Genomic DNA, 19,840 nt, shown 5'->3' on the forward strand with positions numbered 1-19,840 from the left:
ATGCACGACGCCGCCAGTTTCAATGACATCCTGGGCGCGCCGGGCAGCCTGGCCGGCCTGTTGGAGAAGGCGGCGGACTGGCTGGAGAAGGGTCCGGAACTGGCCTTCAAAAAGGCCGTCAGCCTGTCCGTCGGGGTCACGACCGGCGGCAGCGGTGGCGCGGGGAACGCCGCAAGCGCATTCGACGTGCGCAACGACGGCGCCATCGCGACGGCGGGAGACCAAGCGCCGGGCATCCTGGCGCAGAGTATCGGCGGCGGTGGCGGCAATGGCGGGGCGATAGATTCGGCCGGGGCATCCACCCTGCTGTCCAGCATCGATGCGCTGATCAATGCCGCCGCGTCCGGCGCGCAGGACCTCTACACGGTGGCGCTGCCTCAGACCAGCATCACCCACCAGACCGGCGGCAACGGCGGCGCGGCAGGCGTGGGCGGAGGGAGCGGGTCCGATCCGGCCATCGTCACCAACACGGGAACGATCGCCACGCAAGGCAGCGGTTCGGCTGGCATCGTCGCCCAGAGCATAGGCGGTGGCGGCGGCAGAAGCGCGGCCAGCGGCCAGGACCTGCAGGCGGTGGTCTCGGCCGGCGCCGGCAGCCAGGCGCCCGAGATCATCGACAAGATCACCCGCATCGTCGGCATTCTGGGAACCAAGGGCGGATCGCTGTTGGGATCCCTGATCAACGTGCGCAACGGCGGCGTGGACGGGGCCAGCGGCGCGGGCGGCGCAGTGACGGTGGACGCCAGCGCCGCCACCAGCCGCATCGGCACGCAGGGCCGTCAGGCGCCCGGCATCCTGGCCCAGAGCGTGGGCGGGGGCGGCGGCATATCGGTGGTCGATCAGCCCTTGTTCCTGTGGAGCCAGACCGCCGCGACCGTCGCGTTGGGCGGCGACCCCGGGGAGGGCGTGTCGACCAGCACGGGCGGGGCGGTTGGCGTCGTTCATGGCGGCGTTCTCTCGACGGACGCGGGCGGCTCCGCCGGTATCGTGGCGCAAAGCGTGGGCGGCGGGGGCGGCGTCAGCATGCTCGCCCTGCGCAAGGCCAGCCTTGCCGCCATCCAGCAGCAGGCTACCTTGGCGGTCGTCCTGGGCGGCGAGTATCCGTCCAACACCAACGGATTCAACCTGGTCCAGGTATCCGGCGGCGCGGTGAGCGTGGCGAACAATACCGGCCGCGTCGCCACGCAGGGCTGGTGGGCGCCGGGGATCATGGCGCAGAGCGTGGGCGGAGGCGGCGGCATGGCGGCGGCGTCGTCCAGCGCGTCCCTTGGCGGCGTCGATATCCAGTTGGGCAGCACCGCGAAAGCCGGCATGGGGGCCTTCCTGGGCAACGCCACCGGCGCCGGGGGCAACGTCAACGTCACGAACACGGGCGGCAGCATCGCCACGAGCGGCGCACTGTCCTTCGGCATATTGGCGCAGAGTATCGGTGGAGGCGGCGGGTTGGTCACGCTGGATGGCGGCACGGGGCCGGCTGCGAATGCCGTGAACATCACGTTCGGCGCCAGTTCGCCGATGCAGGGACCGGGCGGCGCGGTCAGCGTGACGCAGGACGTGGGCGGACGCATCGTTACGGCCGGCGTCAATTCGCACGGCGTCGTCGCGCAAAGCATAGGCGGCGGGGGCGGCATCGCCGGCTTGGCAACGCAGCCCGGCCTGGTGACGCTGAAGCCCGTCTCGTCTCCCGCGCAAGGCGGAGACGGCAACGCCGTCAACCTGTCCATCGCGGGGCTGATCGCGACCTCGGGCAAGGGCGCCGCCGGGATACTGGCGCAGAGCGTGGGCGGCGGCGGGGGGCTGGCGGGCGACCAGTCATCCGCGCAATACACGACCGGCCTGATCCAGAACGCCGGCCTGACCGGCGGCAAGGGCAATGGCGGCGCGGTCAACGTGGCTATCGGCACGGGCGGCACCGTCCAGACCTCGGGCGCGAACGCGCCTGCGATCCTGGCGATGAGCGTGGGCGGGGGCGGCGTGTTCAAGGACGGCAACCTCTACCAGTACAGCACTCCCGGCAACGAACTGGCCTATGGCGGGCCGGTAAGCGTGGACATCGGCCATGCGGCGCAGGTGGTCGCCACCGGCGCCAATTCGCCGGCCGTGGTTGCCATCAGCAATGGCGCCTATGGCGGAGGCCGGGCCATCTCGATCAACCTGGGCCAGAACGCCCTGGTCAGCGCCAGCGGCGCATCCTGCACGGGCATCCTGGCGATCACGCCACTTGCCAGCACCACCATCACCAACGCCGGCGTCATCCAGGCCAGGACGGCCATGGACGTGGCCGGCGCGGCTGTCGTCAACAACAATGGGATCGTGGCGGGCGACGTGCTCCTGGGCGGCGGCAGCATCTTTCACAACAACACCGGCGGCACTTTGTACAGCGGCGCCCGCTTCCAGGGCGACCTGGACAGCGCCGGCATCCTGAATCCGGGCGGACCGGGCGTGTACACGACCACGCGCATTACGGGCGCGCTGAACCATACGGGAACCTACCGGCCCGACTTGAATTTTGGCGGCCACGACAGCGACTTCATTTCGGTAGCGGGCGCTTCGACCTTCGCGGGCACCGTCAAGCCGGTGCTGCGCAATCCCGTGAAGAACGTATGGCTGGGGATAGGCCATTTCGACGCCGCGCAAACCAGCGTTCCCGCGACCGCAAGCGACAGCCCCCTGTTCAGCTACGCGCTGAAGAACAATGGCGCGGGCGGCCTGCGCGACCCGCTCATTTCCGTCGACGCCAACTTCACGCCTGCGGCGTTTCCGCTCACCGCGGATCGCGCGAGGATCGCGAATTCCCTGCAGGCGCTGTGGAACCAGGGGAAAGCAAGCGATGCCTCCACCTTCGACAAGTTCACGGGCGTTCAGAGCGCGGACCAGTACCGCGACGCCCTGAACCGCATCGCCCACGACGGCCAGTTCGCCCGCGCCGCCAACCAGATGCATGCCTCCTACGCGTCGATGAACCGGATGATGAGCTGCCCGGCGTTCGTCGGCGAAAGCACGATCCTGCGCGAAGGCGATTGCGTCTGGACCCGCCTGGACACGAACTGGACCGAACGCAAGGCCACTTCGGACGACGAGGGTTACCGCGTGCGCCAGAGCACGCTCACGCTGGGCGCGCAGCGCGAGATCGCCACCAATTGGTTCCTGGGCGGTTCGTTGAGCTATGCCTACGGCAAGACCACGTCGGCCGCCGACTTCTCGGGCAATAGCGACACCTACGCGGGCGGCCTGGCCTTGAAGTACAACAATGCGCCGTGGCAGGTCTCGCTTGCCGTGCATGGCGGCATGGAGAAGAGCAGGATGTCGCGCGGCACGCTGGACGGCACGGCCAAGAGCAAGCCGGAGTCGTCATTTCTGGCGGCCAGGCTGCGCACCGCCTACGAATTCAGCCAGCCGTCCTGGTACTTGCGGCCCTATGTGGATCTGGACGTGAACCACATCCGGCAGGAGGGCTACAGCGAACAGGGCGCGGGCGCCTTGAACCTGAAGGTGCGCGGCAACGACACGACCTCGTTCATGGCCTCGCCCATGGTGGAGCTGGGCGGGCGCAAGGACCTGGCCAGCGGCGCGACCTTGCGCTCGTACGTGGCCGGCGGGATGAGCTTTCTGAGCGGCGGCGATGTCGTGACCACCATGCAGCTCAACGGCGCGGGCGCGACGCCCTTCACGCTGCGCTCGGGCATGCCCAGGACCTATGGCAACCTGGCGGCCGGCCTGGAATACGTCACGCCCAAGGGCGTGGAGCTGAAGACGGAATATGCCTTGCGCGGCAATGGGGAATACCGCGACCAGTCCCTGACCCTGCGCGCCGCCTACCGCTTCTGAGCCGGCGGCGCGGCGGGGCGCGGCGGCTACTTGCGGACCCAGCGCCCCTGGCCGCTGTCGTCGTAGAACTTGATGTCGAAGCCCTGGGCCCGTCCCTGGTCCATCCTGAAGACGATGGACGCCAGCGAGGCAACCAGTTCGGCTTCGCCCACGGGCGCGAAAGCGTAGGTGTCGCCGTCCCAGTGCCGCAAGGGGATGCGCATGCCCTTGGGTCCCAGCACCAGGGTCAGGGCGCCGTTGGCCTCCTGGATCTCGGCGGGGCCATAGTAGGGGTTGTCGAACCTGCCGGTGTATTGCGACAGTGCTTTCGAAGCTGCGGGCTTGGCGGGATCGGCCTGTCCGGACAGATCGGCCTGGGGTTCGAAGAACGCCTTCATCGCGCCGTTGTAGGCCGCGAACCAGTCGCGCGTGGGTTTGCCGTACAAGGCGGTGTCGGTGAACGATGCCGCGACGGATTCGGCCGCGCCCACCGGCGCGCCATTGGTCAGCACCACGATGCCGATGCCGGCCGAAGGGACGATGCGGAAGGTCGTTCCCGTTCCCATCAGGAAGGCGCCGGAATGCCCCATTGAAGGGCGTCCGCCCAGTTCCGTGTTGACGTTGAAGCCATAGCCGTAGAAGCCGGAGCGCGAGTCCAGGTCATGCGCGCGGGCGCTGAATGCCTGGGGAGAGAGCGCGGGCAACAGCGCGCCGGGGGCGATCAAGGCCTTGTCTTGATATTGCCCGTCCGCGAGCAGCAGCTTCAGCCATTCCGCCAGGTCGACGACGGTGGAGGACACGCCGCCCGCGGGCGCCTGCTGATCGGCGTTGCGCTGGCCCGCGGGCACGAAGCGGCCGTGCTGGTAGGCGTGCAGCACGGCGCGATTGCCGCGCGCCTCGAAGTCGCCGTAGCGGTAGCTGGTCGACTTCATGCCCAAGGGCTTGAAAAGTTGGTCGTCGGCCAGTTGCTCCCAGGGACTTCCGGCGGCCTTGGCCACCGCTTCGGCGCCGATGGTGGTGCTGAAGTTGGCATAGTGGTAGGACGTGCGGAAGGCATCCAGCGGCAGCAGGCGCAGGCGGGCGATCACGTCGCCGCGGCTGAAGCCCAGGTCTTCGAGATCGTCGCCCGCCGTGCCCGGCAGGCCGGAACGGTGCGCGAAGAAATCGCCGATCGTGGCGCGTTCGGACACATAGGCGTTGCTCAGCCTGAAGTCCGGCAGATAGCGCGAGACCGGATCGTCCCAGGAGGCGCGGCCCTTGGATACTTCAATCGCCGCCACCGTCGCCGACAGCGACTTGGAGATCGATGCGATCTGGAACACGGTCTGCGCATCCACCGGCGCCTGCTTGCCGGCCTCGCGCGTGCCGTATCCCTGCGCCAGCACGGTCTTGCCGTCGATGACCACTGCCACGGCCATGCCCGGCACCTGGCTGCGCCGCATGATGTCCGCGACGATTTGCGGCAGTTCCTGCACGGCGCGTTCCTTGCTGCCAGGCGGGATGGCGACGGCGTCCGCGGGCGGATTCGGCGCGCTGGCGATGGGCACGGGCTGCGACCAGACGGCCGTGCCGCCGCCCAGCGCAAGAAGGATGATTCCGGTGACGAGCGTGTGTTTGCGGTTCATGATGGCCTCAGAATCCTGCTTGGTAAGCGATGCGGAAAACGCCCTGGTTGATGCGCAGGGCCTGGTCGCGCTGATGCGTGAGCCCGGCCTGCACGATGAATCCCATGGGGGTGACGTAGGTGACCGCGCCTGAAATGCCCCAATCCGTGTCGTCTTGCAGGCCATGCTGCGCCAGCTTCTGGCCGTTGCCGGAAAGCTTGCGCACGGCGGCCGTCGCGGTCAGCTGCCAGCGGTCGCGCGACAACGAGACCGAGGTCACGCCGTTGCCGTTGGACACGGGGGCGCCGCGAAAGGCGCTGGAATAAGTGGCTTCGTTGAACCAGCTGAGATTCCACGAGTTGGCCAGCGGCGCGTCGTAGCGCAGCCGGGCCGACACCGTGTTGGCGCTTTTCCCTTGATCCGGATCCAGATGCAGCCGGCCCGCGTCCAGCCCGCCCGACAGTCCTTCCAGTCCGGGCAGATCGCGGAAATCGTAGGAAAGGATGAAGGACTTCAACTGGTCGCTGAACATCGGCGGCTGATCGGGCCCGATGAGGCCGCCGTCCAGGCTGAAGCGTCGGTTCATCGCGGTGTTGTCGCGCTTGAACAGCATGGCGGCCACGGAGTGCGTTCCGCGGCCCGAGGTATCCAGGGTGTAGCGCCCGCCCAGCCCGATCGAGCCGCGGAATTCCGAGTTCTCGTTGAAGCCCGTGTATAAGCCATCGATCACGTGCCAGGCGTCGCCAAAGCCCAGGTCCATCTTGCCGCCGTACAGCGCGTAGTTGTCCGCGGTGTAGGCGGCGAACAGGTTGTCCAGATTCACGCCCAGGTCGGAAAACGCATTGTCCTTGGTGTCGTTGGCGGACGAGTTGAACGTCGCCTTGGTGCGGATCGAAAACTGCCGCGTCAGCTGCAGCACCAGGGCCGCCTCCGCAGTGGGCTGCACGCTGCTCCAGTGCGAGCGGGGAAGCTGGCCGTTGTCGTCCTGCACGCCGAAGAAACCGGTATAGCCGGTCATCAGCAGGAAGCGGCCGTTGAGCCGCGGATAGGTTTCGCCGCCCTCGCCCAGCTCGCTGTAGGGCGTGAGGAAGATCTCCGTCTTGAAGATGTCCCGGGCTTCCTGCGCGCACGCGCCTTGCGCGGCCACGGCCAGCAGCGCGGCCGCTGCGGCCTGGCACAGCGGCCGGCGGGGTCCGTTCACCGCGCCAACTCGGCCGCCAGTTCACGCACCTGGGAATGGATGTTGTTGAACATGGCGAAGTTCACGCGGCTGGCGACGACGAACACGCCCAGCCCGCGGTTGGGCGACAGCACGGCGTAGGACATGAAGCCGCCCAGGCCGCCGCTCTTGCCCAGCAGCAAGGGCGTGCCGTTGCGCGGCAGGGTCACCACCCAGCCCAGGCCCATGCCGTCGGCATCGGTGACTTCCGTGCCTACGACGGACTTCAGTCCGTCATAGGGCAGCCACATCGTGTGCGCCAGCAACGACGCCTGCTTCGATTGTTTGGCGCCGTCCAGGTGCCAGCGCATCCAGCGCGCCATGTCGTCGGCGGTGGAGTAGATGCCGGCGCTGGCGTACATCACGTCAGGCACAGGGGCATTGGGATCGGGCTTGTCGAAGGGATCCAGGCCGGTCATCAGGCGCTTTTTCTGCGCGTCGCTCAGCGCATTGGTGGTGTCGGTCATGCCGGCGGGTTTCAGGACTTCGTCGGCCAGCACGGTCGAATAGTCCGCGCCGCCGGCCTTGGCCAGCGCATCGCCCAGCAGGCCGAAGCCCAGGTTGGAATACAGCGTGGTGGTGCCGGGCACGTAGGCCGGCTGGTGGCTGCCGACCCACTTCCAGTAATAGGCGCGGTCGAACGCGGCGAACGGATTGTCGGAGGGCTTGGCGTCGGGGTTGGGCAGTTCACGCGGCAGGCCGGCCGAATGCGTGGCCAGGTCCAGCAGGGTCAGCGGACGGCCGTTGGCTTGGACCTTGGCGTTTTCCGGCGCATAGTTGGCCAGGGGATCCGTCAGCTTCAGCTTGTCCTTGGCCGCCAGCGCCGCCAATACGTCGCCGGCGAACACCTTGGATACCGAAGCGATCCTGAAAATGGAGCGGCCGTCGGGTTCGACGCCGCTGCCTGGCGCGGTTTCGCCATAGCCCTGAATCACGACCTCATCGCCGCGCACGGCCGCGATGATCAGTCCCGGCGCGCCCGAGTTCAGGTACAGCTGCATGCCGGCCATGGAGACGGCATCCTGCAGTGCCAGGTCGGCCGCGCGGGCCTGGCTGGCGCCCAGTGCGCAGGCGGCGCTCAAGGCTAGGGAAGTGATGCGCGGCAGGATGCGGGATGTCAGCATGCGGTTCTCTTTGCGGGACTGTGGGAACGGCTGTTCCTTTGCCTGCGATGATCCCAAAAACCCGTTGCGCGGCCACTTGCGGCAGGACGAAACAACATGCCGGCATGACGAACTGCATATTTCGCAGGCTCGCCCGGTTCAGATTCCCATGCGTTCGCGCAGCGGTTTGCGGTATGAGCGCGACACCGGCCAGGTCTCGTCCACGGCTCGCATCCGGATCAACCACTTGTCGACGCTGCGGCGGTCCACGTCCATGACATGCAATGCGTTTGCAATGGCGGTGCGGTGTACACGGAAGAAGGTCTGTTCCGGCAGCAGGGTCGACCATATGCCGAGCGCGCGCGAGTCCAGCACCATCGACCCGTCTTCCAGCCAGATCTCGCTGTAGTTGCCCGCCGAGCGCACGCCCACGATGGTTTCGGGCTGCACGCCGCGGACCACGCCGCGCATGCTGAGATAGATCACGGACGTGGCGCTGTCGTAGCGTGGCGTGCGTCCGCGTTCGCGGCTGTTGCCGTACTTGGCCTGGCCGATCAGGTTGGCGCATTGGTAGAGGGCGCGGACCTCGTCGGCGGACCAGGTCCGGTGCCGCACGGTGGTGTCGAAGCCGATGATGCCGTAGAGCTTCTTGTCGTGGAAAACCGGCACGCTCAGTACGCTCTTGTTGCCCTGGCGCTGGAACTCGACCTGGATGGCGCGGGCGGTGCGGGGCAGGTCGTTGACGTCGTGGATCGCGACCGCCTGGCCCTTGACCATGAACTTGTGCAGCCAGGCGATCAGCGTGGTCGGCACGTCCTGGAGTTCGGCGACGAAGGGCTCGGTCATTCCGCGGCACCATTCATGGGTATTGCGCAGGCGCAGCATGTCCGGGCGGTACTCGATCATCCAGGACCGGTCCACGTCCGAGGTCTCGCCCATGTAGGCCAGCTGTTCGGAGATCGCGTCGTCGGCGGGGAGCTTGAGCAGGCTCATCGCGCAGTGGTAGAGCCAGTCCGATGCGGGGCTGGGTTCGAGCAGGGTGGGGGTGTGAGTCTGGTACTGGACTGCATCCTTCACTTGCGGTTCCCCCCTTGCGGCGACATGGCGCTTGGCGCGCGCGGGCCGGACCCCGCGGCTAGGCGGGATTTTCCCTCCGGTAACGAGGGATGACAAGAACCGAAATCATCACCGCACCGTGGTCGGCGTCGCCGCCTGGGACGCTTGCGTCGGCATGCGGCCTACGCTGAGCGTCCCGGGATCCTCGGCAGAGGGGCGCACCACCGCCGCCTTGTTGGCGTCATTGGCGCCGAGCTTGGGCAGGTCGATGGGGCGGGCGGCCACGGTTTCAAAGGGGCCGCCGCCAGCGGATGGCACGCCCTCCAGGGTGACGCCGCGGGTCCAGTTGCCATCGTGGCGCGACAGCACCTCGTAGCGCTGCGGGCCGCCGGTGGCGCGGGCGACGATGTAAAGCGTGCCGTTGACCAGATTGAGCGCGGGCGGCGAGGCCGCCTGGGCGTCCAGCTTGGACGGCCTGCCGTGCTCCACCAGCCAGAGCTGTCCGCCGGCGCGTTCCAGTAGCGCGACCATGACGTTGCCGCTGGCATCGGCGCTGATGGCCGGGCGGCCGATGTAGGGCACGCCCATGTCGGTCGGAGAGCCCCAGTCCATGTCGAGATCGGTGGTGTCGCCGGTCTCCATCAGCCGGGTCAGGTGGTTGTTGCCGCGCTGGCGGAAATAGAGTTCGACGCGGTTCTGGTGATTGCGGATCGCCGCCAGGCCGCCAGCGGCCTGGGGCGCGGGCACGCGGCGCCAGTCCTGCCATTCGGGGAGCTGGCTCTTGGCGGCAGGCAGTTGGCGGGTGTAGTAGAGCTCGCCAGTCCCGGTGATCGCGAAGATTATGTAGCGTCCGTCGCCACCCAGCGCCGCGGCCGGGGAGCCGGTCACGCCTTCCAGCGGCGGCAGGTCCTGCCAGGCGCCCCAGCTGCCGTCGATGCCGGACGGGGTTATCCAGTGCAGCAGCCCGTCGTAGCCCAGCGCCACGGCGGCGGCCTCGCCGCGCGGCGCCACGGCCGGGATCTGGGTCACGCGCAGGCCGCCCAGCGCCTGCCAGCCCTGCCAGGTGCCGTCATGGCGCTGCTTGTTGGCCCATACGCCGCCCAGCGGGTCGCGCGCCATCAGGCCGGCCGTGCCATCGGTATGGCTGAACGAGACCAGCGGCCCGCTAGTGCGCCCGCCCAGGCTTTGCCAGCGGCGCTCGCCGGTGTCCCAACGGTTCACCGCGCCATTGGTTTCGCCAGCGGCGAACACCACCATGCCGCCGCGCCCGTCCGGGTAGAGCTGCGGCGCGATGTCCTGGCGCGACACGTAATAGGCGCGCTGCACCCAGGCGGCCGCCGGGCCGGCGGGTTCCTTGCAGCCGGTGGGGCCGGCGCAATAGTGGTAGTCGTTCCAGGCGTAGTGCTGGAAGATCAGCGACTTGCTGGCGATCTCCGCCTGGGTCAGGTTGGTGGCGCGTTCCTGGCTGGGGTAATCGACATAGCCCATCTCGGCGTAGTTGCCGGGCGCGCGCAGCATGGCTTCGCGCGCCAGCCGGGCGCTGGCGATATGGTCGGGATGGCCGTGGCCGGCGCAGCGCCAGCACAGCTGCGTGTAAGGCACGGCGATGGTGTCGTCGAGGTGGCGCACCGTGGTCGGCGCGTACTGGCGGATCAGGTCGGCCAGGGTGTCGATCAACTGTTCGCGCGTGTAGGACTCGGCATAGGGGCCCAGCGTGTCGACGTTCTGTCCGGGTACGGATTCGGTGCGGCTCAGCGGCGTCAGGCTGCCCCAGCCCTTGCCCAGCCACGGATCCTTCAGGCGCATGTGCCAAAGCTGCACGCGCGGATTGCCCTTGAGGGTAAAGCGCGCGATGCGCCGTCCGCCCGCGGTGCCGGAGTCTTCCTTCCATTCGTCCGGTTGATGCGCCATGTAGGCATAGGCGGAGCGCACGCCGCGTTCGCGTCCCAGCATGTAGCTTTCGCCTTCGCCGGCATCGCTGGCGGTCAGGTAGACCAGCCGCACGCAGCCCCCCGCCTGGATGTTGGAGGCGATGTCCGGGTTCATGAACAGCAGGTCGTCGTCCAGGTGGGCGACGAAAGCCATATCCTTGATGCCATGGCATTGCGCCAGCGTCGGTGGTGCGGCGTAGGCCTGGGCGCAGAGCAGGGTGGCGACGGTACAGAGGAGCGCCCGGCCAACGGGGCGCAGCATGGCCAACAAGACGTGCATAACGGGGCGCAGCAGAAAAGGCGCGGCGCGTAAAGGGTATTGAGGTGAGACCAGTATAGCGGCGCGGAATTGCAATAAATGGGGGCGGTACAGGCCGCTTCGTAAGCTCGGTCGCGGCCCGGCACGGCCCACTGCGCGCGCTAGCGATCCGGCGCGGTTGCCGCCTTGTCGCCCCGGTACGGGCTGAGATCCAGCCCCGCCTGCTGGAAGCGCCGCACGATTGCCGGCAGTTGCTTGCTCTGGCTTGCGCCGTCGACGCCCTGGATGGCCTGGCGGCACGTCTCGATGTTCTTCGGACAGCCGTGGCCGGGCGCCAGCAGGCTGGCGTACACCGATATATTGACGGCCAGCTGGGACACCTGGATGTCGGTCGGCTTGCCCAGGTAGAAGTCGTCGAGGTCGCGCTTCAGGCGGGCGGCTTCCGCTTTGCCGGCAGGGGCCGCGTCGCGGCAGTCCATGAAGGTGGGGGAATGGTCGACCCACTGCATGCGGCGGCATGCCAGGGCCAGGTGCGCGGACGGCGTGAGGCCGGCGGGCAGATGCGCCCGGACCGTCGGCGATCCGGCGGTGGCGAACGATACGGCCTGTCCGTCCCTACGCTTGCCGGCATCGATCGGGCCGGCGATCAGCATGTTCATATCCAGCGACGCGGGAAAGCGCGCGGTCGGGCCGTTGGCATAGGCCCGCGACACGGTTTCGGCGGTCGCCGCGGGCAGGCCGAGCCTTGCTCCGATAAGGCTGTTGCCGCCTTGCAGGTAGGTGTCGAGCTCGTCGCGCAGCACCGCTTCCAGCACCGCCGCCTCGGTGGCGGAAAGACTGTAGGCGGCGCTGGCCAGCGTGGGGAACACCAGGCCCAATATCGCGCAGAGCTTTTTCATGGATATGTTTCGGCGGTGTGGTTCGGCGCGCAAGCGTAACCGGTTTGCGCGCGTTGCGTGGATGGCATCAGTTCGCGCCGGCGCTGGCCAGCAGCCAGTCGCGCAGGCGTTCGTGCGCGGCGTCGGCGCGGACCGCATCCTTGCGCAGGCACAGGCTGAAGGCCGCGCCGCTTTCGACGAAGTCCAGCGGCGCGGCCAGCCTGCCTCGGTGCAGTTCGGCTTCCACCAGCACCGCCGGCGCGATGGCCACGCCCAGCCCGGCCGCGGCGGCTTCCAGCATGTGGCCCAGATGGTCGAACTCGCGCCCGGCTTGCCGTGGCGTCAGCGCGATGCCCTGGCGCGCCGCCCAATCCTTCCAGGCGTCGGGCCGCGAACTGGTGTGCAGCAGCGGCATGTCCTGCACGTCGGCCGCGCTGCGGATACGCGCGGCCAGGGCCGGGGTGCAGACCGGACCTATGGTTTCGGCGAAGAGCGGCGTGACATCCCATTCTTGCGGCCAGGCGCGTCCGGCCAGGATCAGCGCGTCCACGCGCTGCGTGTTCAGCAGGGCGGCGTCGGCGGCTGTCTGCAGCCTGATGCGGATGTCCGGATGCAGGGCTTCGAACCGGTCAAGCCGCGGGATCAGCCAGTTGGAAAGAAAGCTGGCGGGCGCGCCCACCGCCAGTTCCGCTGGCTGCGTGCCGCGCCTGAGTTCATCGCAGCGGCGTTCCAGCAGGTCGAAGGCATCATGCGCGGCGCGCTGCAGATCCAGGCCCGCCGCGGTCAGGTGGACGCGCCCGGCGCGGCGCTCGAACAAGGCGCAGCCCAGCCAGTCTTCCAGCTGCCGGATCTGCTGGCTGACCGCGCTGTGGGTCACGCAGAGCTCCTTGGCGGCCAGCGTGAAGCTTGCCTGGCGAGCCGCGCTGTCGAAGAAGCGCAGGGCATTAAGGGACGGCAGGCGTCGCATGGCTGTTAGCTGGCCTTACATGTATGGGAAATAAATCATTGATTCAAATAAATATTTTGTGAAGATAGCATAAGGCAAGTTATCTCTAGCCCGTCACGGAAAACTTGCCCATGCCATCCGCCATCCATCCGGCCGCGCCCGACAGCCGAGGCCAATTCGGCCCCTACGGCGGCCGCTACATGCCCGAAACGCTGGTCCCCGCCCTGGACGAACTCGAACGCCAGTTCAAGGCGGCTTTGGCGGACGAAGCCTTCTGGCAGACCTACCGCGGCCTGCTGGCCGACTATGTGGGTCGGCCGAGCCCGCTGTTCCTGGCCCGCGGCGTTTCCGAGGAGCTGGGCGGCGCGCAGGTCTACCTCAAGCGCGAAGACCTCAACCACACCGGCGCGCACAAGATCAACAATTGCCTGGGGCAGATCCTGCTGGCTCGCCGCATGGGCAAGCGCCGCATCATTGCTGAAACCGGCGCGGGACAGCATGGCGTGGCCACTGCCACGGTCTGCGCCCTGTTCGGCCTGCAGTGCGTGGTCTACATGGGCGCCGAGGACATGGAGCGCCAGTCCGTCAACGTGCGCCGCATGCGCATGCTGGGCGCCGAGGTGCGCGCGGTGCATGCCGGCACCGCCACGCTGAAGGACGCCATGAACGAGGCCTTGCGCGACTGGATCGCCCACCCGGCCGACACGTACTATCTGCTGGGTACCGGCGCCGGACCGCACCCTTATCCCTGGCTGGTGCGCGAGTTCCAGAAGGTGATCGGGGAGGAGACGCGCCAGCAGATCGCGGCCAAGACCGGCCGCATGCCCGACGCCATGGTGGCTTGCGTGGGCGGAGGCTCCAACGCGATGGGTTTCTTCTATCCCTTCCTGGAGCTTGCGGACGTGCGCCTGTACGGCGTGGAAGCCGGCGGGCTGGGTCTGGCCAGCGGGGCCCACGCGGCCAGCATCAGCGCGGGCTACGAGGGCGTGCTGCACGGCTGTCGCAGCTATTACCTGCAGGACGAAGACGGCCAGATCGTCAACGCGCATTCGATATCGGCCGGCCTCGACTATCCCGGCGTCGGTCCCGAGCACGCCTTGCTGCATGATCGCAAGCGCGTGGACTACGTGTCGGTCACGGACGCCGAGGCCGTATCGGCCTTCCATTGGCTGACGCGCAAGGAAGGCATCCTGCCCGCGCTGGAAAGCGCGCATGCGCTGGCCTACGTGCGCAAGCTGGCGCCGCGGATGGGGCGTGACGAGATTCTCGTCGTATGCCTGAGCGGACGCGGCGACAAGGACATGGACACGGTGACTCAATTTGGCGAGGTGGCGGCATGACCCGGCTTGATCGAACCCTGGCAGCGCTGCGCCAATCCGGCCGCAGTGGGCTGGTGACCTATTTTGCGGCGGGCGATCCCGATCCCGCCGCATGCCTGGAGCTCCTGCGCGGCTTGGGCGCGGCGGGCGCGGACGTGATCGAACTCGGCATGCCGTTCAGCGATCCGGTCGCGGACGGTCCCGTGCTGCAACAGGCCAACGTGCGCGCGCTGGCCGGCGGCCAGACCCTGAGGCGCACGCTGGCCCTGGTGCGCGATTTCCGCGAGGCGGACGCGCATACGCCCGTGGTGCTGATGGGCTATCTGAATCCCATCCTGCGGCGTGGCGTTGACGGCTTTATCGAGGACGCGGCCGCGGCGGGCGTGGATGGCCTGATCATCATCGACCTGCCGCTTGAACACGCTGACGAGATCGGCGGCGCGGCGCGCGCGCATGGCCTGCATCTGATCCGCATGTCCGCGCCGACGTCCGAGAACGCGCGGCTGGCGGGCTTGCTGCGCGACGCCAGCGGCTTCGTCTATCACATCATGCTGGCCGGCACGACGGGTGCGGACCTGCCCGACGAGCGCCGCATCGCCCAGGACTTGGAGCGGCTGCGTTCGCATACCCGGCTGCCGGTGGCCGCGGGCTTCGGCGTGCGCTCGCCCGACGAAGCCCGGCTCGTCGCCAGGCATGCCGATCTCGTCGTGGTGGGTTCGCGGCTGGCGCAGGTGTTGGCCGAGCAGGGCGTGGCGGGCGCCCTGGACGAGGTGCGCGGGCTGGCTGCAGCGTTGCGGCAGCGAGGCGCCGCCGCATAGTCAGGCCGCCCGGCGGGTGTCGGTCCGGCGCATGTCAGCCCGAGGGATGTCACTGCACCTTGAGCTCGATGTCCCGCGCGACCTCTCCCAGGCGGGTGAAATCCGCCTGCGCGCGTTCCCTGGCCTGTTGCGGCGTATTGGCGACGATGACCCAGCCCAGATCCTTGAGCTTGCGTTCGGTGTCCGCGCCTCTCAGTCCGGCGACCAGAGCGCCGTGCAGCTTTTCGATCACGGCATCGGGCGTGCCCTTGGGTGCGGCCAATCCGAACCAGCCCGCCGGCACCAGGCCGGTAATGCCCAGCTCCTTGGCCGTGGGGACTTTGGGATAGCCGTCGAATCGATAGTCGCTGGTGACGAACAGGGCCGTGGTCTTGCCCGCGCTGACGTAGGGAATCTGCGAGGCCGCGTTGTCCATCATCGAATCGATGTGGCCGCCCATCAGGTCGTTGACGGCGGGCGCGGCGCCCTTGTACGCGACGATGTTCAGGTTCAGGCCAGCCTGCTTGGCGAAGGCGGCCTGCGTCAGGTGGGCCTGCGTGCCCAGACCGGCGTTGGCCGAGGTCAGGCCAGCGGGCTTTTGCCGCGCCAGCGCCTGGAAGGCGGCGTAGTCCTGCGCGGGGAAATCCTTGTTGACCACGAAGACGAAGGGCACTTCCACCGCGATGGAGATATGCGCCAGGTCGTTCACCGGCTGGTAGCGCAGCTTGTAGATGTGCGGATTGACGGCGATGGTGCCGCTGGCCGACAGCAGCAGCGTATAGCCGTCGGGCGCCGCGCGCACCACGTGCTCGGTGGCGATCGAACCGCCGGCGCCCGGCCGGCTTTCGACGATGACGGGCTGGCCCAGCTGCTTTTGCAGCGACTCCGCGATCAGGCGCGTCAGCGTGTCGGAAGCGGAGCCGGGCGCGTAGGGATAGACGATGGTGATCGGCTTGGCCGGGTAGGCGTCCGGCGCCGCCTGGGCGGCGGCGGGGCCCAGGCACAACAGCAGGGCGGCGATATGGCTGCGTAGGCGCTTCATGATTTCCCCTTGTGGTTTTGGGAGGTTCGGATGATGTCCTGTACTACGGGTATGGCCAGCGCCGCATACCAGCCCAGTTCCGCGAGCATGTCGCGCCGGTACCAGCCGGCCTGGTGCAGCAGATTCAATGAGCCCAGCGTCCGCCCGTTCCAGCGCACCGGCACGTTGACGGCGCTGGCGCAGCCCAGCGACGCGATCAGTTCATGGTCGGGAAAGGCCCGTTCGCAGTCGCCGCGATCCATGCACAGGCGCGCCTCGCCTTGCTGCACCACGGTGGCGAAGAACTCGCTGTCGTGGCGCATGGGCTTGCTGCCGCCGGCGGGATAGGCCGCGGGTTGGCTGGAGTAGTAGCGACGGTTCAGTCCCGCCTCCCAGTCCAGCACCAGCACGGTGAACAGGCGGTAGCCGATGCGCTGCTGCAACGCCTGGCCCAGCGCGCGCAGGCCGGCGCCGGGCTGGCCGTCCAGCGCCAGGCCGCAGGCCACGGCTTGCAGGGACGATTCGGAGGAAATGGAGACAGCGGTCATGGGGCCATCTGGGGCGATTCGGGAGGTGCCCATTTTGGGCATGAAGCCCATAGACGGCCAATGAATAAACCTGAGATATCCATTACCATTTCCGCATGATTGCCCCCCTCTCCGAATTGCTCTGGACGCGGCGCCTGAAGCTGCGCCACCTGGAAGTGCTGATCGCCCTGGAAAAGGCCGGAACCGTCACGGCCGCGGCCAAGGCCATGCACATGACGCAGCCCGCGCTGTCGCACTGGCTGAGCGATATGGAAGACATGGTGGGCACGCCGCTGTTCGCGCGCGGCAGGACGCTGGCGCTGACCGAAGCGGGGCGCTCGTTGTGGCGCTACGCCTGCCGCGTGCTGGGCGACACCGCGCGCACGGGCGAGGAGATCGAGGCGGTCAAGGCCGGCGTCGCCGGCCGCCTGCACATCGGCACCATCCTGTCGGCCGCGCCAGTGCTGTTGCCGCGCGCCATCGCCACGCTGCACCAGCGCGCGCCGGACGTGCAGATCGAACTGGTCGAAGGCCTGCTGGATCCGCTGATCGAACGGGTGGCGCGCCACGAGATCGATCTCATCATCGGGCCTCTGGATCTGCGCGCCAGCCGCTCCGGCTTGTGCGCACAGTGGCTGATGACGGACAGCTTCAGCCTGGTGGCGCGGCGCGGACATCCGCTGGCCGGCATGGCTGCGCCGCAGTGGGCGGACACGCAGGGCTATCCCTGGATCCTGCCGCCGCCGGGCGTGCTGTCGCGCGTCAGGCTGGACCAGGCGCTGGTGGACGCGGGTCTGACGCCGCCCAAGCCCGCGGTGGAAACCAGTTCGCTGGTGGCCCTGCTATCGCTGCTGCAGGACAGGGAGTACGTCGCGACGCTGGCCAGCTCCGTGGCCCACATGTACGAAAGGCTGAACCTCATCAGCATCGTGCAGGCGCCGACTTGTCTGGAGTTCGGCCCCATAGGCATGCTGTGGGCCGCGGATTCGCCCAGCATCGTGCTGCCCTGGTTGCGCGAGATCCTGCGCGACGAGGCGCAGGATCTCGCGCAGGAAGCGCCCGGGGCCGGCCAGCCTACCTGACGGTGGCGTATTCCAGCGTCTTGGGCGTGCCGGTCAGCACGCGCGGCGTATCGCCCACCACCACCGTGTCGTCCAGGCGGAATCCGCCTATGCCATAGGCGTAGATGCCAGGCTCCGCGGAATACACCTCGTTGGCCAGCAGCGGACGCTGGCAGAAGGCCATGTCTTCCGGGTATTCGTGGTGGATGATGCCGACGGCATGCCCGGTGCGATGGCGGATGAAGTTGGCGTAGCCGGCCTTTTCGATTTCGGCCTGCGCGGCCGCGTCCATCATGCACACCGGGTTGCCGGTGCGGGCCGCGGCGATGGCCGCTTCGTTGGCGGCCTTGGCCGCGGACCAGAGCCGGGTTTGCTCCGCGGAGGGCGCGCCGCAAAACCAGGTGCGCTCATTCTCGATGGTCAGCCCGTTCAGGCGCGGGATGACGATGTTGACCAGCACGTCGCCTTCCTTGATCCGCGCGCCGCAGGAGGCGCCGTCGCCATGCGGCGAGGCGGACGCCGGGCCGCTCAGCGTCCAGCAGCGGATGACTTCGAATTGCTCGCCCGGAAAGCGTTCGGCGGCTTCCTGCACGAACAGCGAGGCCATGGCGAAATCCAGTTCCTGGACCAGCCTGCCGGGACGGATGTTCTCGCGGTACCGGTCCTGTATCCAGTCGGAGATCGACGCGGCCGCCGCCATCACGGCAATCTCTTCCTCGTGCTTCTGCCAGCGCAGCGAACGGCATTCCGCCGTGGCCGCGCGCAGCGTCAGATCGGGCAATAGGCGGCCCAGCTGCGCCAGCACGGGGCTGCCGCCTTCGACCGCGATGCGCGAACGCGCCAGCCCGGCCTGCCGCAGGCGTTCCGCCAGCACTTCCGGCAGCTGGGTGATCAAGGGCAGGCGGTCGGTGACGCGCGGGTGTTCCGCGTAGTAGGTGATGTCGGTGATCCAGACCTTGCCTTGCTCTTGCGAGAAGCGCATGTGATGCGTCGACAGTTCGTTCATCACCAGGAAGGGTGCGCCATTGCGCGGCACCACCGCGAAGATGGGGCGTTCCCAGGGCAGGACGTCGGTGTGGAAGTTGGTGGCGAACTGGAAGAAATCCGCCGAGGTGAACACGATGGCATCGACGGCCAGGTCGTCCATCAGTGCCGTCATTTTTTCGTGGCGATAGCGCCAGACGGCATTGCTGAGCTTGGGCATGTCTTTCCTTTCAGGGTTGCGGTCAGTCGTTGTTCAGGCCGAGCTGGCGTATCAGAGGTCCCCAGGCCGCGCTGTCGCGCGCGACCGATTCCGCGACCGCCTGCGGCGTGGACGGCAGGGGTTCGAGTTGGAGCTCCTGCAAGCGCGTCTTGACGGCCGGGTCTTCGAAGAAGCGCCGGGTTTCGGCATTGAGGCGGTCGATGGCGGCCGAGGGCGTGCCCTTGGGGGCGACCAGGGCATACCAGCCCGGCAGCGGGAAATCGGCGATGCCCAACTCGGCCAGCGTGGGCACGTCCGGCACGCTGGCCGCGCGCCGCGAACCCACCACCGCAAGCGGCACGACCTTGCCCGCCCTGGCCTGCACGGCGGCGGTATTCAGCACGTCCGCCATGAGCTGCGTCTGGTTGGCCATGACGCTGGTCAGCCCCGCGGCGGCGCCGTTGTAGGGCACGTGGGTCAGGCGCAACCCCAGGCGCTGTTCGAGCATTTCCACGACCAGATGCGTGGAGTTGCCTTTGCCTGCCGAAGCGAAGTTAAGGCTATCGGGGGCGGCCTTGGCTTTTTCGACCAGGTCCTTGAATGAACGTATGCCGGTCTGCGGATTGGCGACGAGCAGGAAGGGCGTGTTGACCAGCAGGCTGACGCCGTCGAAGTCCTTGCCCGGGTCGTAGGGCAGGTTCTTGTACATGTAGGGGTTGAACGCCAGGTACGAGATGCCGCTGATCAGAACGGTGTAGCCGTCGGCGGGTTGCTTGGCGACATGGCTGGAGGCCAGGATGCCGTTGGCGCCCGGGCGGTTCTCGACCACCACCGGCACATTGAGATGCCGCGACATGTAGTCGGCCCAAAGGCGGCCGATGACATCGGTGCCGCCGCCCGCCGCTTGCGGCACGACGAGCTTCAGCGGCTTGTCCGGATAGGCGGCCGCCGCGGCGGTGCAGGCCGCCAGCAGGCCGCAGGCAAGCCCGGCTGCGCGCAGGCAGCGGGCCAGCTTGGTACGCAACATATGCATTCCCCATGGATTCGTTGGATAGGCGCCGCCGGGTGGCGGCCTGCCGAGATGGCATCCAGGCGATTATGGGGAAGGGGCTTATGAGTGCCCAATGAA

The 19,840-nt window shown here is 68.0% G+C and carries 15 protein-coding genes; 4 read left to right on the forward strand and 11 right to left on the reverse strand.

Annotated elements, in window-relative coordinates; genetic code table 11:
- Positions 1–3,828, forward strand: coding sequence for an autotransporter outer membrane beta-barrel domain-containing protein (locus NGK62_RS17325; RefSeq protein ID WP_251879353.1), 3,828 nt, complete (start codon positions 1–3; stop codon positions 3,826–3,828).
- 26 nt (positions 3,829–3,854) lie between these two features.
- On the opposite strand, the gene NGK62_RS17330 is transcribed toward NGK62_RS17325, so the two are convergent.
- From NGK62_RS17330 to NGK62_RS17360, 7 genes are all read right to left on the reverse strand, one after another.
- The gene (locus NGK62_RS17330; RefSeq protein ID WP_251879355.1) at positions 3,855–5,432 is read right to left on the reverse strand and encodes a serine hydrolase; all 1,578 of its coding nucleotides are present in this window, start codon (positions 5,430–5,432) and stop codon (positions 3,855–3,857) included.
- Positions 5,433–5,439: 7 nt separating this feature from the next.
- Positions 5,440–6,612 carry a hypothetical protein gene (locus NGK62_RS17335; RefSeq protein WP_251879357.1) on the reverse strand — a complete coding sequence of 391 codons (1,173 nt, stop codon included), beginning with the start codon at positions 6,610–6,612 and terminating at the stop codon, positions 5,440–5,442.
- The gene (ampH, locus tag NGK62_RS17340; protein WP_251879359.1) at positions 6,609–7,754 is read right to left on the reverse strand and encodes a D-alanyl-D-alanine-carboxypeptidase/endopeptidase AmpH; all 1,146 of its coding nucleotides are present in this window, start codon (positions 7,752–7,754) and stop codon (positions 6,609–6,611) included. Before ampH ends, NGK62_RS17335 begins: the two co-directional genes overlap by 4 nt.
- 138 nt (positions 7,755–7,892) lie before the next feature.
- On the reverse strand, positions 7,893–8,810 hold the full coding sequence (locus tag NGK62_RS17345; protein WP_251879361.1) for a GAF domain-containing DNA-binding protein: 918 nt from the start codon (positions 8,808–8,810) through the stop codon (positions 7,893–7,895).
- 108 nt (positions 8,811–8,918) lie between these two features.
- Positions 8,919–11,000 carry a DUF8189 domain-containing protein gene (locus NGK62_RS17350; protein ID WP_251879364.1) on the reverse strand — a complete coding sequence of 694 codons (2,082 nt, stop codon included), beginning with the start codon at positions 10,998–11,000 and terminating at the stop codon, positions 8,919–8,921.
- A 140-nt stretch (positions 11,001–11,140) separates the two neighbouring features.
- Complete coding sequence (locus NGK62_RS17355; RefSeq protein ID WP_251879366.1) at positions 11,141–11,878, reverse strand: hypothetical protein; 738 nt, start codon at positions 11,876–11,878, stop codon at positions 11,141–11,143.
- 67 nt (positions 11,879–11,945) lie between these two features.
- A complete protein-coding gene (locus NGK62_RS17360; RefSeq protein WP_251879368.1) occupies positions 11,946–12,824 on the reverse strand; it encodes a LysR substrate-binding domain-containing protein in 879 nt (292 codons plus the stop codon).
- Positions 12,825–12,934: 110 nt separating this feature from the next.
- Between NGK62_RS17360 and trpB the strand changes: the two genes are divergently transcribed.
- Entirely contained in the window at positions 12,935–14,143 is a 1,209-nt protein-coding gene (gene trpB / locus NGK62_RS17365) for a tryptophan synthase subunit beta (protein WP_059378668.1), read from the forward strand.
- Positions 14,140–14,940 (forward strand): tryptophan synthase subunit alpha, encoded by an 801-nt coding sequence (gene trpA, locus NGK62_RS17370; protein WP_059378669.1) that lies wholly within the window; start codon positions 14,140–14,142, stop codon positions 14,938–14,940. Before trpB ends, trpA begins: the two co-directional genes overlap by 4 nt.
- A 49-nt stretch (positions 14,941–14,989) precedes the next feature.
- Here the strand turns inward: trpA and NGK62_RS17375 are convergent, their stop codons facing one another.
- Complete coding sequence (locus tag NGK62_RS17375; RefSeq protein ID WP_251879370.1) at positions 14,990–15,961, reverse strand: Bug family tripartite tricarboxylate transporter substrate binding protein; 972 nt, start codon at positions 15,959–15,961, stop codon at positions 14,990–14,992.
- Positions 15,958–16,488 (reverse strand): GAF domain-containing protein, encoded by a 531-nt coding sequence (locus tag NGK62_RS17380; protein WP_059378853.1) that lies wholly within the window; start codon positions 16,486–16,488, stop codon positions 15,958–15,960. Before NGK62_RS17380 ends, NGK62_RS17375 begins: the two co-directional genes overlap by 4 nt.
- 95 nt (positions 16,489–16,583) lie before the next feature.
- Here NGK62_RS17380 and NGK62_RS17385 point away from each other — a divergent pair, with 95 nt between their 5' ends.
- On the forward strand, positions 16,584–17,549 hold the full coding sequence (locus NGK62_RS17385; RefSeq protein WP_059378672.1) for a LysR family transcriptional regulator: 966 nt from the start codon (positions 16,584–16,586) through the stop codon (positions 17,547–17,549).
- On the opposite strand, the gene NGK62_RS17390 is transcribed toward NGK62_RS17385, so the two are convergent.
- Together NGK62_RS17390 and NGK62_RS17395 are read right to left on the reverse strand one after the other, a co-directional pair.
- Positions 17,542–18,732, reverse strand: coding sequence for a M24 family metallopeptidase (locus NGK62_RS17390; RefSeq protein ID WP_118931284.1), 1,191 nt, complete (start codon positions 18,730–18,732; stop codon positions 17,542–17,544). The two genes, NGK62_RS17385 and NGK62_RS17390, sit on opposite strands and share 8 nt — an antisense overlap.
- A gap of 22 nt (positions 18,733–18,754) precedes the next feature.
- Positions 18,755–19,738: a Bug family tripartite tricarboxylate transporter substrate binding protein gene (locus tag NGK62_RS17395; protein WP_251879372.1), complete on the reverse strand. Its 984-nt coding sequence runs from the start codon at positions 19,736–19,738 to the stop codon at positions 18,755–18,757.
- Between the last annotated feature and the right edge of the window lie 102 nt (positions 19,739–19,840).

It is taken from the genome of Achromobacter sp. Marseille-Q4954, from assembly GCF_943737025.1.
In the GTDB taxonomy this organism is placed as follows: Bacteria; Pseudomonadota; Gammaproteobacteria; order Burkholderiales; family Burkholderiaceae_B; genus Achromobacter; species Achromobacter bronchisepticus_A.